Annotated in this window: 13 protein-coding genes and 1 riboswitch; of the genes, 9 read left to right on the top strand and 4 right to left on the bottom strand. The window is 51.6% G+C overall.

Going from position 1 to position 14,803, the window contains the following annotated elements:
* Positions 1-6 precede the first annotated feature (6 nt).
* Together G598_RS0111765 and G598_RS0111760 are read left to right on the top strand one after the other, a co-directional pair.
* On the top strand, positions 7-1,323 hold the full coding sequence (locus G598_RS0111765) for a gluconate:H+ symporter (protein WP_026767121.1): 1,317 nt from the start codon (positions 7-9) through the stop codon (positions 1,321-1,323).
* 98 nt (positions 1,324-1,421) lie between these two features.
* A complete protein-coding gene (locus G598_RS0111760; protein ID WP_026767120.1) occupies positions 1,422-2,267 on the top strand; it encodes a MurR/RpiR family transcriptional regulator in 846 nt (281 codons plus the stop codon).
* On the opposite strand, the gene G598_RS0111755 is transcribed toward G598_RS0111760, so the two are convergent.
* From G598_RS0111755 to G598_RS0111745, 3 genes are all read right to left on the bottom strand, one after another.
* Positions 2,245-2,709: a low molecular weight protein-tyrosine-phosphatase gene (locus G598_RS0111755; protein ID WP_026767119.1), complete on the bottom strand. Its 465-nt coding sequence runs from the start codon at positions 2,707-2,709 to the stop codon at positions 2,245-2,247. The genes G598_RS0111760 and G598_RS0111755 overlap by 23 nt on opposite strands.
* A gap of 91 nt (positions 2,710-2,800) precedes the next feature.
* Positions 2,801-3,448 (bottom strand): dihydroxyacetone kinase subunit DhaL, encoded by a 648-nt coding sequence (gene dhaL / locus G598_RS0111750; protein ID WP_026767118.1) that lies wholly within the window; start codon positions 3,446-3,448, stop codon positions 2,801-2,803.
* A 14-nt stretch (positions 3,449-3,462) separates the two neighbouring features.
* A complete protein-coding gene (locus G598_RS0111745) occupies positions 3,463-4,449 on the bottom strand; it encodes a dihydroxyacetone kinase subunit DhaK (protein WP_026767117.1) in 987 nt (328 codons plus the stop codon).
* A 206-nt stretch (positions 4,450-4,655) separates the two neighbouring features.
* Positions 4,656-4,839: riboswitch (cobalamin riboswitch) on the top strand.
* Positions 4,840-4,997: 158 nt separating this feature from the next.
* On the opposite strand from G598_RS0111745, the gene G598_RS0111740 reads away from it, so the two are divergent.
* The 6 genes from G598_RS0111740 (at position 4,998) to G598_RS0111715 (ending at position 12,970) form a co-directional block, all read left to right on the top strand.
* Positions 4,998-7,175, top strand: a complete 2,178-nt coding sequence (locus tag G598_RS0111740) for a methylmalonyl-CoA mutase family protein (RefSeq protein ID WP_026767116.1) — start codon at positions 4,998-5,000, stop codon at positions 7,173-7,175.
* Entirely contained in the window at positions 7,175-9,373 is a 2,199-nt protein-coding gene (gene scpA, locus G598_RS0111735; RefSeq protein WP_037364152.1) for a methylmalonyl-CoA mutase, read from the top strand. The genes G598_RS0111740 and scpA overlap by 1 nt, the downstream gene beginning before the upstream one ends.
* A gap of 51 nt (positions 9,374-9,424) precedes the next feature.
* Entirely contained in the window at positions 9,425-10,618 is a 1,194-nt protein-coding gene (gene meaB, locus G598_RS0111730; RefSeq protein WP_026767114.1) for a methylmalonyl Co-A mutase-associated GTPase MeaB, read from the top strand.
* 4 nt (positions 10,619-10,622) lie between these two features.
* A complete protein-coding gene (locus G598_RS0111725) occupies positions 10,623-11,183 on the top strand; it encodes a peptide-methionine (S)-S-oxide reductase (protein WP_026767113.1) in 561 nt (186 codons plus the stop codon).
* Positions 11,184-11,251: 68 nt separating this feature from the next.
* Entirely contained in the window at positions 11,252-11,794 is a 543-nt protein-coding gene (locus G598_RS0111720) for a 4Fe-4S dicluster domain-containing protein (RefSeq protein WP_026767112.1), read from the top strand.
* On the top strand, positions 11,795-12,970 hold the full coding sequence (locus G598_RS0111715; protein WP_026767111.1) for a PucR family transcriptional regulator: 1,176 nt from the start codon (positions 11,795-11,797) through the stop codon (positions 12,968-12,970). It abuts the gene before it with no gap.
* Positions 12,971-13,203: 233 nt separating this feature from the next.
* On the opposite strand, the gene G598_RS0111710 is transcribed toward G598_RS0111715, so the two are convergent.
* Positions 13,204-14,298, bottom strand: coding sequence for a GGDEF domain-containing protein (locus G598_RS0111710; protein WP_026767110.1), 1,095 nt, complete (start codon positions 14,296-14,298; stop codon positions 13,204-13,206).
* Positions 14,299-14,525: 227 nt separating this feature from the next.
* Here G598_RS0111710 and G598_RS0111705 point away from each other — a divergent pair.
* Positions 14,526-14,803: helix-turn-helix domain-containing protein (locus G598_RS0111705; RefSeq protein WP_026767109.1), on the top strand; the 278-nt coding region annotated here is incomplete at its 3' end.

The following is a 14,803-nucleotide window of genomic DNA, read 5'->3' as shown; positions in this document are numbered from 1 at the left end:
ATGATTATGCCGCTTATCATTTTGGCAGTTGGTATTCTCTTTTTGTTTTTCCTGATTGTGAAGGTAAGGCTTAACAGCTTTTTGGCCTTGCTGCTGGTCGCTGGTTTGGTCGGGTATGCCGAAGGGCTGCCCGAAGGCCAGATTATCCCTGTGATTGAAAAAGGTCTGGGAGGAACCCTGGGCGGCCTGGCTATCGTCGTGTCCTTTGGCGCCATGCTGGGAAAGCTCATGGCAGAAAGCGGCGGTGCCCAGCGCATTGCCACCACGCTGATTGATGTGTTTGGCCGCCGCTGGGTCAAATGGGCTGTGGCCTTGACCGGCTTTATCGTCGGTATAGCGTTGTTCTATGAAATCGGCTTTGTATTGCTGATTCCTCTGGTCTTTACCATTGCCACGGCAGCGAAAATTCCCTTGCTGGAAGTGGGCATTCCGATGGCAGCAGCTTTGTCCGTAACCCACGGCTTTTTACCCCCGCATCCCGGTCCTACGGCCATTTCCATCATTTACAATGCCGACATTGGCTTGACACTACTCTATGGTGCCATCATTGCCATCCCTACGGCCATCGTGGCCGGCCCAGTCTTTGCCAATACCACGAAGCATATTCAGCCGGAAGTGCCTGAGGGCATGCAGAGCAGCAAAGTGTTTGCTGATAATGAAATGCCGGGCTTTGGCATTTCGGTGTTTACAGCTATGGTTCCCGTGGTCTTGATGGCAGCTTCGGCTATTGCCAAGTTGACATTGGCTCCCGCTTCGTCGTTCTATCAGTGGCTGACATTTTTAGGCACGCCGGATATGGCGCTGACCATTGCTGTGGCTGCAGCTATTTACACCTTTGGCCTGCGGCAGGGTAAGTCTATTCCTGAAATCATGAAAATATGTGAAAGTGCTGTATTGACCATTGCCATGATTCTTCTGATTGTGGGCGGCGGTGGTGCGCTGAAACAGATTCTTATCGACAGTGGCGTAGGCAATTATATCGGTGAGATTGCCGCCAAGTCGCAGTTATCTCCCCTGTTGCTGGCGTGGACGGTGGCAGCAGTAATTCGTACGGCTTGCGGCAGTGCAACGGTAGCTGCCCTGACTGCAGGGGGCATCGCCGCACCGGTGGTGGCCGTGACCGGTGTGAATCCCGAACTTATGGTGCTGGCTACAGGTGCTGGCAGCCTGATTTTCAGTCCCCCGAATGATCCAGGGTTTTGGCTCTTTAAGGAATTCTTCGGCTTGACGGTCAAGCAGACCGTGCGTACCTGGTGCGTGCTGGAGACAATCATCTCCGTGATGGGGCTGGCCGGGGTTCTGGTTCTCGAAGCGATAATCTGACATTATACAAAAAGCCTTCCGTTTCATTGGGAAGGCTTTTTACATAGGGAAAAATCATGTATAATATCCCTGAAGGATGTTAGAAAAGAGGAACCAATATGAAGGATCAGGTTTTACCGATTTTACGCAGTGCTTATGAGGATTTGACAAAATCGGAAAAAAAAATAGCCGATTACATAACCGGCCATAAGGATGAGATTATGGGGCAGACAGTGGCGGAAATTGCCAAAAACACCGCCAACTCGGAAATTACGATTTCCCGCTTTTGTAAGAAGTTGGGATTCAGCGGTCTGCAGGGATTGAAGATTGCATTGGCCACGGAACTATCGGCGGCTGGTGAACAGTCCTATCAGGATATTCACAAGACGGATGATGAGGCAGCTGTGGCGGGGAAGATTTTCCGTAATATCACAGACGGTCTGCAAGATACATTGAAGATTTTGGATTTTTCCCTGATTGCAGCAGCGGTGGATCTTTTACAGTCAGCCCGCCGGGTGGCCATCTATGGTTTTGGTAATTCAGCAACGGTCTGTCAGGACATGGAAACGCGCCTTTTGCGTTTTGGCATGGCAGTACAAGCTTTCAATGATGTGCATATGCAGGTGACTTCAGCCGCGTTGCTGGATGCCCGCGATGTGGTGATTGCCGTATCCCATACGGGTGCTAATAAGGATATTTTGGAATCCTTGCGCATAGCTCGCCAAAATGGGGTGAAAATCATTGCTATAACCAGCTATGCGCAATCTGAGCTGGCCCGCAGTGCGGACATAGCTCTGGTGGGCATGGGCCGGGAGGTCCATTACCGTTCGGAAGCGGCTGCCTCACGGCTGGTGCATATGGCTATTGGCGATATCCTTTATACCTGTCTGGCTATGAAAATGCCAGAGCAGTACCATACCAATCTGCAGAAGATGAGAGAGGTCATTGCGGCCCGCCGCTTGTAAGCTGCTTCAGCAGTGCGTGGCAGCCTTTGTCGACATCTCGATAGGTGACTTCAAAGTTGCCTGTATACCAAGGGTCAGCAACTTCCCGTTCTTCGCCGGCAAAGGTCAGGAGCAGATGGCATTTGCCCTGTGGGTCACCGCCGGTCAGGCGGTGCAAATCGCGCATATTTTCCTCATCCATGGCGATGATATAGTCAAAAGCATCATAATCAGCCCGCTGAATCTGGCGGGCTTTTCGTTTGGTAAAGGGAATACCGTGAGCCTGCAGGGCTGATTTGGTGCCTTTATGGGTGTCATTGCCGATTTCATCGGTGCGGCAGGCTTTGGAATCGATGAAGAATTCCTGTTCCTTTCCCGCTTGGCGTACAAGTTCCTTCATCACAAATTCGGCCATTGTTGACCTGCAGATATTGCCGTGGCATACGAATAAGATTTTGTTCATTGTTTAAAAACTCCTCAATTGATTTATTCTTATTATAGCAGTGAAATAAGGACTGAACCATATAAACGGTCAGCCCTTATGGCGGAATATTTTATTCGACATTCATTTCTATGGCTGTTTTGTGCAGAGCCTGCAGCATCAGCAGAACGGTAGTGGCGCCAGGATCCTGATGGCCAATACTGCGCTGGCCGATATAGGCGGCTCGCCCCTTGCTGGCCGAAATGGTTTTGGTAAATTCCACACCCGTCTTGGCTGCTTCTGATCCGGCTTGGAAAATTGCGGACAGGCTCAATCCTTCTTCTAAGGCTTCCTGCATTGCTCTGCTGGCGGGAAAGAGCGCATCCAGCATAGTTTTTTCACCTTCGGTGCTGCGGCCTATCTGGGCAACACCCAACGTTCCTTCTTCAAAGGCTAATACCCAATTAGCGGATTCCATGGTGGTGTTGTTTGTGTTGCTCTGGCCGGCCTGCAGATAAAATTTGCCAAACAGCGGGCCGGCGGAGCCACCGATTTCGGTGATGCAGCGCATGCCGACATGATGCAGGATTTTGCCCAGGTCATCATTGCTTTCGGATAGTTCAGGCAGGTCTGTTAATATGATGCGGGAAAAACGCGCCATATTGGTGCCGTGGTCACCATCACCGATGGCATTATCCAGATGATTCAACTCTTCTTCATGCTCGATGATATTATGGCTTATGGCCTCTAAGGCTGCAAGCAGAAAATTTTTTCCGGTCATATAGCAATCCTCCCTCAACGCCTGATGATGGATGTTACTGCCGTTGCATCATAAAGAGCTTTTAGATGCGGGTCCAGACGCATGAGACTAATGGAAAAACCACCCATTTCCAAAGAAGTCATGAAATTGCCAATCATGGTGTCATAAATTTTTATGCCCTGCGCAGACAAATAGTCGTGTACGCATTCATTGACCACATAAAGTTCCATGGGAGGTGTGCCGCCCAGACCGTTGATGAGAACGACCACTTCGCTGTTTTCATAATTGCAGTCCAAAAGGATAAGTTCCAGCATTTGTGCGACGGTCTCTTTAGCGCTCATCATGTTGCAGCGCAGTACGCCTGGTTCGCCATGCAGGCCCATGCCGATTTCCATTTCCGTTTCTCCAAGTTCGAAACTTGGTTCACCATCTGTAGGAATAATGCAGGGACGGCAGGCCACGCCGATGGTTCTAAGGCCTGAGGCTGCCCATTCGGCAACTTCTTTGACTCGATAGAGGTCGGAACCCATTTCGGCTTCAGCGCCGGCAACTTTCATGACCAGCATTACACCTGCCAGGCCGCGGCGTCCTACAGATTTTGTCTTTTGGGTAGCAACATCATCGGCGATGATGACGGATTCCACAGCAATGCCTTCCATTTGGGCCATTTCGATAGCCATGCGAAAATTCAGTACGTCACCGGTATAATTGACAATCATGCAGAGCACGCCTGCCTCGTTATTGACTTCCTTGATTGCTTTAAGAATCATGTCCGGCGTAGGGGAGGAAAAAAGTTTTCCAGGAATGCCGGCATCGAGCATTCCATATCCCACATAGCCATTGGGAGCGGGCTCATGGCCGCTCCCACAGCCAAATACCAGAGCTACTCTGTCTGTTTTTTTATTCTGTCTGACCATGACATTGCAGCCCGGCAATTGTCGGAGAATGTTTGGTTTAGCCAAAGCCATACCGCGTGCGGTTTCTGTTTCCAAATTTTCCGCTCCATTGATGAATTTTTTCAAAATCTCACCTCTTTGCGTATCAGACAAAATTTTTTTCAAATGCTTAAAGGCAACAATAAAAGGGCATAAATGCACTCCCGTTATTGTTGATTTTTATTCGTGCCGGAACGGCGTATTTCCTGCTTGTGAAAAAAATAATTTCCTTTGCAGAAAGTGACAGAGTTTCTTGACAAATTGCATAATTAGCATTAATATTAACATTAGATTTTAATATATTGGGAATAGGTGTCCTATGGACTTAATAGGGAATCCGGTATAAGCCGGAGCGGTCCCGCCACTGTAAGATGGAGTCCTGCACAATATGTCACTGGGGTAGAAATGCGTACCTTGGGAAGGCGATGCAGGATGATGAAACCGAGCCAGGAGAACTGCCTGTTCTGACATCACCGTGATGCGAAATTTCGTGTCGTGCCTGCGAGCGATGGGTAGGGGATTGAATCTAAGCGTGGGGACTTTGTGCGCAAGTAGAGGGCAATCTATCTGTATTTCGCAGATGGATTGCCTTTTTTTGGTGTGCGGGTTTTCACAAGACAAGAGGAGGCTGTGCTATGAGTAAAGAAACTAGCGAGCTGGATTTACAGGCCATCTTGAAAAAGGCCGAGCAGCAGACGGACTTTCCTGATGTGCCACTTGATGAGTTCACTCCACCGACTTATGAGGAGTGGAAAGAGGCCTGTATCACCCTGCTCAAAGGGGCGCCCTTTGACAAGAAGATGTATACCAAGACCTATGAGGGCATCACCTTTGACCCCATGTACTTCCGCAAGGACACGGAGGACATTCTGCCCAAAGAGTCCTTCCCAGGAATGGGGGACTATTTGCGCGGTGCCCAGCCCAGCGGGTATGTGGGCAAGCCCTGGGGCATTGCGCAGGTTTGTGATGAAACCCTGCCGGAGGAAAATAACGAGCTTCTGCGCCATGAGCAGGAGAAGGGCTCGACCATCTATCATATCAAACTGGACAGCGCGAGCTTAAAGTCCGAAGATGTGCGCAAGGCCGCTGCACCCGGAGATGAGGGCGTGTCGGTGACGACCCTGGACGATATGCACACCCTGCTGAGTGGCTTGAAACTCGATAAATATCCTGTCTATCTCTATGCCGGAGAATCGGCACTGCCGATGTTGTCGCTCTTTGCCGGGGCACTGAAAGCCTCCGGGCAGGATTTGACGAAAATCCGCGGCATTGTCGGTGCTGACCCGTTGGGGGAACTTACGGCGAAGGGCAAAAACAGCAAGGACCTCGAAAGCCTTTACTGCGATATGGCCAAGTGCGCCAAGTGGGCAGTGAAACATGCACCGGGACTAAAAACGGTCTTTGTGCGCAGTGATGTGTACAGCCGTGGCGGGGCCAATGATGTGCAGGAGTCGGCTTATACGCTGGCCACAGCAGTAGCTTATCTGCGGGCTTTGCTCGAACGCGGCTTGACCATAGACGAAGCGGCCGGGCAGATAATGTTCGGTTTCTCCATGGGGGCAAACTTCTTCCTACAGATTGCCAAACTGCGTGCCCTGCGTCCGCTTTGGGCACAGATTGTCGAAGCTTTCGGTGGCAGTAAGGACGCGCAGCGCATGCATATCCATGCGCGTCCCGCATTGTTCTTCAAGACGGTCTATGACCCCTATGTGAATATGCTCCGCAATACCACGGAGATTTTCTCCGGTGTCGTGGGCGGCGTGGATTCTTTTGAAAGCTCGCCCTTTGATGAGCCCATTCGCAAGGGTGATGAATTCTCCCGCCGCATTGCGCGTAACGTGCAGATTATCCTGCAGGAAGAATTCGGCCTCTTGCAGCCGATTGACCCGGCCGGCGGCTCCTGGGCCGTGGAAACGCTCACGAAGCAGATGAAGGAAAAAGTCTGGGCCGAGTTCCAGGTAATCGAGGGCAAGGGCGGGATGCTGAAGGCTTTGCAGGAAGGTTATCCGCAGAGTGAGATTGCAACTATTCTTGCCGCCCGCTTCAAGGCTGCGGAAACCCGCAAGGACCGTATCGTGGGCAACAATATGTACCCGAATATGACGGAAAAATTGCTCGACCCGCGTCCCGAAGATGTGGAGGAGAACAAGAAACAGCGTACGGCACAGGTCGAAGCCTATCTGGCCGATATCGACGAAGCCTTCAAGGCCGAAAAAATCAAAGCCTTGCAGAATGGTGAGGGCTGCCTGGTCAGCCTGGCTGTCGAAGCGGCACAGGCCGGTGCCACGACGGTCGAAATCGCTGCTGCTTTGGCCGGCAAGGAAAGCGAAACGGTTACGGCTATTGACCCGCACCGCTGGAGTGAACGCTTTGAAGCCCTGCGCAAGACCACGGAGGCTTACAAGGCTGAGCATAACGATAATGTGAAGATTTTCCTCGCCAATATGGGGCCGATTCCGCAGCACAAGGCCAGAGCCGATTTCACCACGGGCTTTTTGCAGGTCGGTGCCTTTGAGGTGCTGGGCAATAACGGTTTCCCAACCGTGGAAGAAGCTGCCCAGGCAGCGAAAGAATCCGGGGCTGATGCCGTGGTTATCTGTTCGACCGATGCGACCTATCCCGAAATCGTGCCGCAGCTGGCGCCCAAACTCCATGAGGTACTGCCTGAAGCGACAGTGTTCTTGGCCGGTGCCGCACCGAAGGATTTGCTCGAAACTTACAACGAAGCTGGTATTGACGAATATATTTCCGTTAAAGCCAACTGTTATAAAATCCTGCAGCTCCTGCAGCAGAAGAAAGGGATGATTGCATAATGAGCTACCAAAATCCTGACTTTACCAAGATGAGCCTGCGGGAACCGACGGGAGCAGATGCCAAAGAGTGGGAAAAACTCTTTTCTGCGCAGGCTGGGGCTGAGTTTGATAACCTTACCCGCCGTACCATGGAACATATTCCCGTAAAGCCATTCTACAACCATGATGAATACGACCATATGAACCATCTGGACTTTGCCAGCGGTATTCCGCCATGCCTGCGTGGGCCATATTCGACCATGTATGTGTTCCGTCCCTGGACGGTACGCCAGTATGCAGGCTTTTCCACGGCTGAGGAATCCAATGCCTTTTACCGCCGCAATCTGGCCGCTGGTCAGAAGGGCTTGTCCATCGCCTTTGACCTGCCGACGCATCGCGGCTATGATGCGGATAATCCCCGCGTAGTCGGTGATGTAGGTAAGGCCGGTGTGTCGGTCTGCTCCATGCTCGATATGAACATCCTGTTCTCGGGGATTCCCCTTGACCAGATGTCCGTATCCATGACCATGAACGGCGCCGTATTGCCGATTCTCGCCTTCTTCATCCAGTCCGGTGTCGAACAGGGCGTGGATAAGAAAATCCTGGCCGGCACGATTCAGAACGATATCCTGAAGGAATTTATGGTGCGTAACACCTATATCTATCCGCCGGAAATGTCCATGCGCATCATCGGGGATATCTTCGAGTACACGACGAAATACATGCCCAAGTTCAACAGCATTTCGATTTCCGGTTATCACATGCAGGAGGCCGGCGCACCTGCCGATATCGAACTGGGTTATACGCTGGCCGATGGCCTGGAATACATCCGCACGGGTATCAATGCCGGCCTGCCGGTGGATGCCTTTGCCAAGCGTCTGTCTTTCTTCTGGGCGATTGGCAAGAACTACTTTATGGAAGTGGCCAAGATGCGGGCGGCCCGCGTGCTTTGGGCAAAAATCGTCAAGTCCTTTGGCGCGCAGGAACCAAAGTCCATGGCGCTCAGAACACATTGCCAGACTTCGGGTTGGTCGCTTACGGCGCAGGATCCGTTCAACAATATCTCGCGTACGGCGATGGAGGCCATGGGCGCAGCTCTCGGGCACACCCAGTCTCTGCATACCAATGCCCTCGACGAGGCCATCGCTCTGCCGACGGATTTTTCGGCGCGCATTGCGCGTAATACGCAGCTCTATATTCAGGACGAGACGCAGGTCTGCAAGATTATCGACCCCTGGGGCGGTTCCTACTATGTGGAAGCGCTTACCAACGAAATCATTCGCCGTGCCTGGGCGCATATTCAGGAAGTCGAAGCTCTGGGCGGCATGGCCAAGGCCATCTCTACCGGCCTGCCCAAGATGCGTATCGAGGAAGCCGCTGCCCGCCGTCAGGCACAAATCGACTCTGGCAACGAAACGATTGTGGGCCTGAACAAGTACCGTCTCGAAAAGGAAGACCCGCTGGAAATCCTCGCCATCGACAACACCGCCGTGCGCAATGCACAGGTGGAACGCCTCGAAAAATTGCGGCGTGAACGCAATGACGATGATGTGCGTCGGGCACTCGAAGCGATTACCAAGGCGGCTGACAGTCGCGATAACGGCAACTTGCTCGAATGTGCCGTGGAAGCCGCGCGAGTACGCGCATCCCTGGGCGAAATCTCCGATGCCGTCGAAAAGGTTTCGGGCCGCTATCAGGCGGTTATCCATACCATTTCCGGCGTGTATTCCTCCGAGTTCACCGACAAGACGGAACTGGAGAAAGCCCGCTCCATGGCTGACGAGTTCGAAGAACTCACGGGGCGCCGTCCGCGTATCTTCGTGGCCAAGATGGGCCAGGACGGCCATGACCGTGGCCAGAAGGTTATCGCCTCGTCCTTTGCGGACATGGGCTGGGATGTCGATGTGGGCCCGCTGTTCCAGACCCCGGAAGAAACGGCGCAGGATGCCGTGGACAACGATGTGCATATGGTCGGCTTCAGCTCGCTGGCTGCCGGTCATAACACCCTCCTGCCGCAACTGGTGGAGGAACTCAAAAAGCTGGGCCGTGAGGATATCATGGTCTGCATTGGCGGCGTAATTCCTGTACAGGATTACGACAATCTCTATGAGCATGGTGCGGTGGCGATTTTCGCGCCGGGCACCAATATCCCGGAGGCCGGTATTAAGCTCTTGACCCTGCTGATTGACCGGGCGAAGGAGGAACTGGCCGAAGAATAACCGACAAGCCCTCCCTGCATGTTGAGGGAGGGCTTTTTGAAGGAGGCAATGATGGAGAAAAGATACAGTACATCAAAGCCCAGCTGGGTGCCAGAGGAACCAAATGAAAAATTTGCCTGTTCGGTCATGGGGGGCATTGAAGGCATCAAGGATACTACCGTGGGGAATATCAATCCTGCACTGCAAAGCGGGAAGATGAAACCGAAAAAACGGCTGATCATGTCCGAAGATGACTATGTGGATGGGGTGCTGAAGGGGGACAGGATGACGCTTTCCCGCGCCATCACGCTGATTGAAAGCAACAGCCCTCGCCATTTTGCCAAGGCCCAAAGGGTGCTGCAGCGGCTTTTGCCGCATACGGGGAGCGCCCTGCGCATTGGCATTACCGGTGTGCCAGGAGCGGGTAAAAGCACCATGATTGAGGCTTTCGGCAATATGCTCTGTGATGCAGGGCATAAGGTTGCCGTGCTGACCGTTGACCCGACCAGTTCCGTCACCAAGGGCTCCATACTGGGGGATAAGACCCGGATGGGGACTCTGTCACGGCGGCGGGAGGCCTTTATCCGTCCTTCGCCGGCAGGCGGGACGCTGGGGGGCGTTGCCCGCAAGAGCCGCGAAACCATGCTGATGTGCGAGGCGGCAGGTTATGATGTGATTATCATTGAGACCGTTGGGGTGGGCCAGTCAGAAACCACCGTGCGCTCGATGGTGGACTTCTTCCTGCTCGTGGTGCTCACTGGCGCCGGGGATGAATTGCAGGGAATCAAGAAGGGGATTATGGAACTGGCCGATGCCATTGTCGTCAACAAGGCCGATGGGGATAATCTGGTCAAGGCAAAGGTATCGCGGGGCCAGTATGAGCGGATGCTCGAATACATCCGCCCGGCTACTCCGGGCTGGCCAACGCATGCCTATATGTGTTCGGCCCTCGAAAAGACGGGCTTAAAAGAACTTTGGGAAGTCATCAAGGGCTTTCGGGAGAATACCCAAAAGAGCGGCATCTGGGATAAGCGCCGGGATGGACAGCTTTTGGACTGGATGCACAGCATGATTGACGAGCATCTGCACAATCTGTTCTTTGAAGACCCGGTGATTACGGGGAGAATGCCGGAGGTGCGCGAGGCAGTGCTCGACGGCACGATTTCGCCCACGCAGGCGGTGGCCGAGCTCGTGAAACTCTTTGATGTGGAGCGGGCGGCGCATCGTCAGGTGGATATTTTCCATCCCGAGCAGGAAAAGGGGTGAGTGTTTGTATACCAAGAAAATCTACTTTTCCGGCGGGAATTTCCATGAACTGCAGGAGGTTTTTGCCCATATGCCGGGCGTTGTGGTAACTTGCACAGGCTATATCAATGGGGACGGGGATACAACCTATGCTGATGTTGCTGCGGGCAGGTGCAACGCCTATATGGGCGTGGAAGTGACCTACAACCCCAAAAAGATGGATATTTCTAAACTGCTGGATATCCTTTTTGCCGTGGTCAATCCCTATGTGCCCGATGGGCAGGGGAAGGCGCGGGGCGAGATGTACAGGGCAGGTGTATTCTATGTGCATGGGGAAGATGAGCCACAGATACAGCTGCATCTGAATTTCATCGCCAACCGCGGCAAGGCACCGGCACCAGACGGTGAGCTTACGCTCAATGACCCGAACAGCAATCCCAAACTTGCCCGTAGGTTTTGTGCAGTTTCCGGGCCATTAAGGCATTTTCAGGCGGCCGAAGAAGAACATCAGGATTATTTAACGAAGAATCCGCAAGTGGAAACCTATATTGATTTTCAGAAATTGCGGGAGTATGTAAAATTTTAGCGGTTTATTTTGCCCCCTTGTGGTATCATATACGTTATAAGTATGTGTTATCGCAAGGGGGATTTTTTATGGAAGCGCAGCAGTTGGGGTTTCAGGTGGACCTGTCCCGCTGTGTAGGGTGCAGAGCCTGTGAAAAGGCCTGCCATCACAAGCACCCGGATTTGCCGCAGGCCTTCCGTCATGTGGACGAGTGGTCGGGGGACAGACGGGAACAGGGCTTTTTATCCATGTCCTGCAATCATTGCGCTTCGCCGGAATGTATGCGGGTGTGTCCGTGCGGCTGTTATGAAAAGCGCCGCAACGGCGTGGTTTTGCATAATAGTGCCAAGTGTATTGGTTGTGGACGCTGTGTGGGGGCCTGTCCTTTTCATGCGCCCAGGATTCTGCCGTCTACAGGGAAGGCAGCCAAGTGTGATATGTGCCGCGAACGGCTGGCTGCGGGACGACAGCCCCGGTGTGTGGAAGCCTGCCCTGTGGAGGCCCTGCGGCTTTGCGAAATGGACGGAACCGGGGGGGATTGGCAGGATTATCCCTTGGTGCGCTATACGCAGCCGTCCTTGAAGTTCATCAAGGCGCGGCAGCCTGTATGTTTTTGGCGGGAGGATCGATAGATGGAAAAAGAACGAGTGGAACTATGGCAGGCTGAAGACATTGCAGGCAAGCTGGCCGTCGTTCACAACTACACAGGACTGGAACTCGTGGTATTGGACAATTTAGGTGATTTGCGGGGGAAAACCGCAGGTTTTCGCGAGGAAGATTATTCCCTGCTGCGCCGGAATCAGCAGGCGCTGCAGAAAAATGACCTGGTGTTCTTTGAAAACTTAACGATTATCCCTTTGAAACAAGAGCGGCAGCTGCGGGGGTGGCTGGCTGCTGATCGGCCGGCAGACACTATGACGGAGGAGGCAGACTGCCTGTTTCGGGAACTTAGCATGCAGCTGACTTTTTTGCTTTGGCATGAGGAGGAAATCCGCAGTATCGAGCGGAAACATCGGGAACAGTTTCTCTATGATATTCTCTATCATAATTTTTCGTCCTCCGAGGAAGTTATCCGCATGGGCAGGTTTTGGAATATGCGGCTGGAGAAACCACATCATGTGGTGGTGGTGGAATTTGACCAGCACATTGATGTGGATAAGCATGCCCAGCTTTTGGCTGAACTGGACCGGGAATGGATGCGGGTGCTGTCGGCCCGCTTTGTACAGCCGATATTGATGCTGCTGAATATGCAGTTAATCATTCTCTTTGAAGATGACCGGGAGCCGGCACGCAGTCAAGGGGAACTGGCTGCCATCATGGCCGATGCCATGGCTAAGGTTAAGGAGGACTTTCCCACGATTCTGCCCTTTTCTATAGGTATTGGCCGGCTGCATTATTCGGTGTCCGAAATCTGCCGCAGCTTTCAGGAAGCCAGACAGGCCTTAAGTCTGGGGCGTTTTCGTCAGCCGGAAAATGGCATAACCTGTTATGAGGATTTGGGCGTGTTGAAACTCTTGTCGCATATCCGTACAGAGGAGTTGGACGATTTTGCGCAGGAGACACTGGAGGCGCTGATTGCCTATGACAGTCATAATGATACGGATTTGCTTCGCACGCTGGAAATCTATTTTCAGGAAAATGAGTCTTTGTCGCTGGCTGCAGAAAAACTCTTTATCCATGCCAATACCCTGCGGAATCGCTTGAAAAAAATCGAAAGCATTTTGGGCGTAGAATTGAATCAGGCAGATGTGCGGGTGCGCTTCTATGTGGCCTGTCAGGCATTGCGCATAACCCGGCAGATTATGTGAAATGTTCTGACTTGTAAATTTATACAGTCGTATACTATATTTCTTGTAAAATATTACAGTATAATCATTGCTTATATGTCATATAATAAACGAGTAGTGTTTGAGCGGCATTGACCGATTCCCAATCCCCATTCGTCAATGCCCTTCGCGAGCTTCCCCAGTTCGCATAATAAATTAAGCCCTGGTTGGATTTTTCCCCAAAGTCCAACCAGGGCGTTTTATTGTGTAGAACATTATTTTTTTGCTTCCAACAGCGTACACATCATTTTTTCCAAATAGGTGATGGTCGTTTGCATTTGCTGAATGCGAGCTTGCAATTCAGTAATGCTTTCCGTCTGTATGGGACGACTGTCTGGAAGCGGGCTGTCATTGCTGTCAGACGTTTCGGACATATCCGGCTGATAGAGCACATAACGTCCTTTACCGCGGCGTTTGGATTCATAAAGTGCTTCGTCTGCCCGGGCGAACAACTCTTCATAGCTTTGTCCGTGGGCGGGATATTGGGCGGCACCAATGCTGATGGAAAAAGCATGGTGTTTGCCATCTTTATGAAGGACGAGGGAAAGTCTGCGGCAGAGAGCTGAACAATGCCTTTTGAGAACATCAGCGTTGCTCATGCCGGGCAGGAGAACGATAAACTCATCGCCGCCAATGCGCCCTTTGATATCGTTTTGGCGAAAGTTTTTGTTGATGGCCTGAGCAATTTCGCGGAGCACCTTGTCGCCAAAGAGATGACCGAAGGTATCGTTAATGGTTTTGAACTCGTCGGCATCGATAATCAACAGACTGGCAGAACCGGTCTCGGGAACCATTTTACGCAGCGCCGCGCGTATGCGGAGCTGTGCCGTTCCCTTGCTGAGGAGTCCTGTTAAATCATCGGTGTTGGCCCGGCGGCTGATGCGTTCCTGCCAAAGTTTTTCGGCCTGAATATTGCGGATGTTGCCAAAGGCCATCATGGGATGCCTGCCCTGATAGTAAGTTACTAAATGAACCTCTGACCAGAGCCACAGCGGGCGCTTGTTGCTGCGCAGACGGGCGGATATATTATATTGTTTCCGCCGAATGCGGCGTTCATGATAAATACGGTGTAAATATTGTTCAAGCATACCGGCATCATCAGGATGAACCAAGCCGCCCAGCGTTAATTGGGTAGATGCATGATTGAACTGATTGGGCAGAGCATAACGATGCTTGCTGCTGGTGTCGCGGAGCTTGAACGTATCGGCAGTCAAATCCCATTGGAAAAAGATAACATTATCTGCTGATTCTAGTGCTTCATATACGGTAGGATTAAAATTGCTAGGGATGACTGCAGCGGACTGAGTCATAAGCTGCTCCTTGATGTAAGTGAAATTTTCTCTAAATATTACTTACAATTATAACAATTCATCAATGAACATGCAAGCAAGAATTGGGACTAAAGCACTAATATAACGTTAATAAAGTACTAATAAAGCACTAATAAAAGGCTGTATACAAACAAATCTGCATACTGATATGCTCCCCTTATGAGAGACAGTAAAAAATATAACTGTCATCATAGGGGGAGTTTTCTATGCCCAAACACCAGAAAATAGCAATAGAAGAAAAAATAGAATATGTAAGAGCTTATCTGCGCGGAGAAATTACTCAAGGTGATATTAGCAAAGCTACAGGAGTAAGATTATCCTCAGTACAAATGTGGATTAAGCGTTACGAGGCAGAAGGTGTTGACGGATTTTATACGGACAACGGTAACAGAGTTTATTCACCAGAAACCAAGACAATGGCCGTTCTAGAATACTTAAACGGTAAGGCTGGTCAGCTGGATATTTGTCGGAAGTACAAAATTCG

Origin of the sequence: Selenomonas ruminantium subsp. ruminantium ATCC 12561 (assembly GCF_000424065.1) — a bacterium.
Lineage (GTDB): Bacteria > Bacillota > Negativicutes > Selenomonadales > Selenomonadaceae > Selenomonas_A > Selenomonas_A ruminantium.
The sequence above is the reverse complement of the archived record's forward strand: the minus strand, read 5'-3'. Positions and strand labels throughout refer to the sequence as shown.

Excerpts from the sequence above, each read along its gene's own strand:
- G598_RS0111755 (WP_026767119.1), bottom strand. The coding sequence starts at position 2,709 with ATGAACAAAATCTTATTCGTATGCCACGGCAATATCTGCAGGTCAACA.
- G598_RS0111765 (WP_026767121.1), top strand. The coding sequence starts at position 7 with ATGCCGCTTATCATTTTGGCAGTTGGTATTCTCTTTTTGTTTTTCCTG.
- meaB (WP_026767114.1), top strand. The coding sequence starts at position 9,425 with ATGGAGAAAAGATACAGTACATCAAAGCCCAGCTGGGTGCCAGAGGAA.
- G598_RS0111740 (WP_026767116.1), top strand. The coding sequence starts at position 4,998 with ATGAGTAAAGAAACTAGCGAGCTGGATTTACAGGCCATCTTGAAAAAG.
- G598_RS0111715 (WP_026767111.1), top strand. The coding sequence starts at position 11,795 with ATGGAAAAAGAACGAGTGGAACTATGGCAGGCTGAAGACATTGCAGGC.
- G598_RS0111710 (WP_026767110.1), bottom strand. The coding sequence starts at position 14,298 with ATGACTCAGTCCGCTGCAGTCATCCCTAGCAATTTTAATCCTACCGTA.
- G598_RS0111760 (WP_026767120.1), top strand. The coding sequence starts at position 1,422 with ATGAAGGATCAGGTTTTACCGATTTTACGCAGTGCTTATGAGGATTTG.
- G598_RS0111720 (WP_026767112.1), top strand. The coding sequence starts at position 11,252 with ATGGAAGCGCAGCAGTTGGGGTTTCAGGTGGACCTGTCCCGCTGTGTA.
- scpA (WP_037364152.1), top strand. The coding sequence starts at position 7,175 with ATGAGCTACCAAAATCCTGACTTTACCAAGATGAGCCTGCGGGAACCG.
- dhaL (WP_026767118.1), bottom strand. The coding sequence starts at position 3,448 with ATGACCGGAAAAAATTTTCTGCTTGCAGCCTTAGAGGCCATAAGCCAT.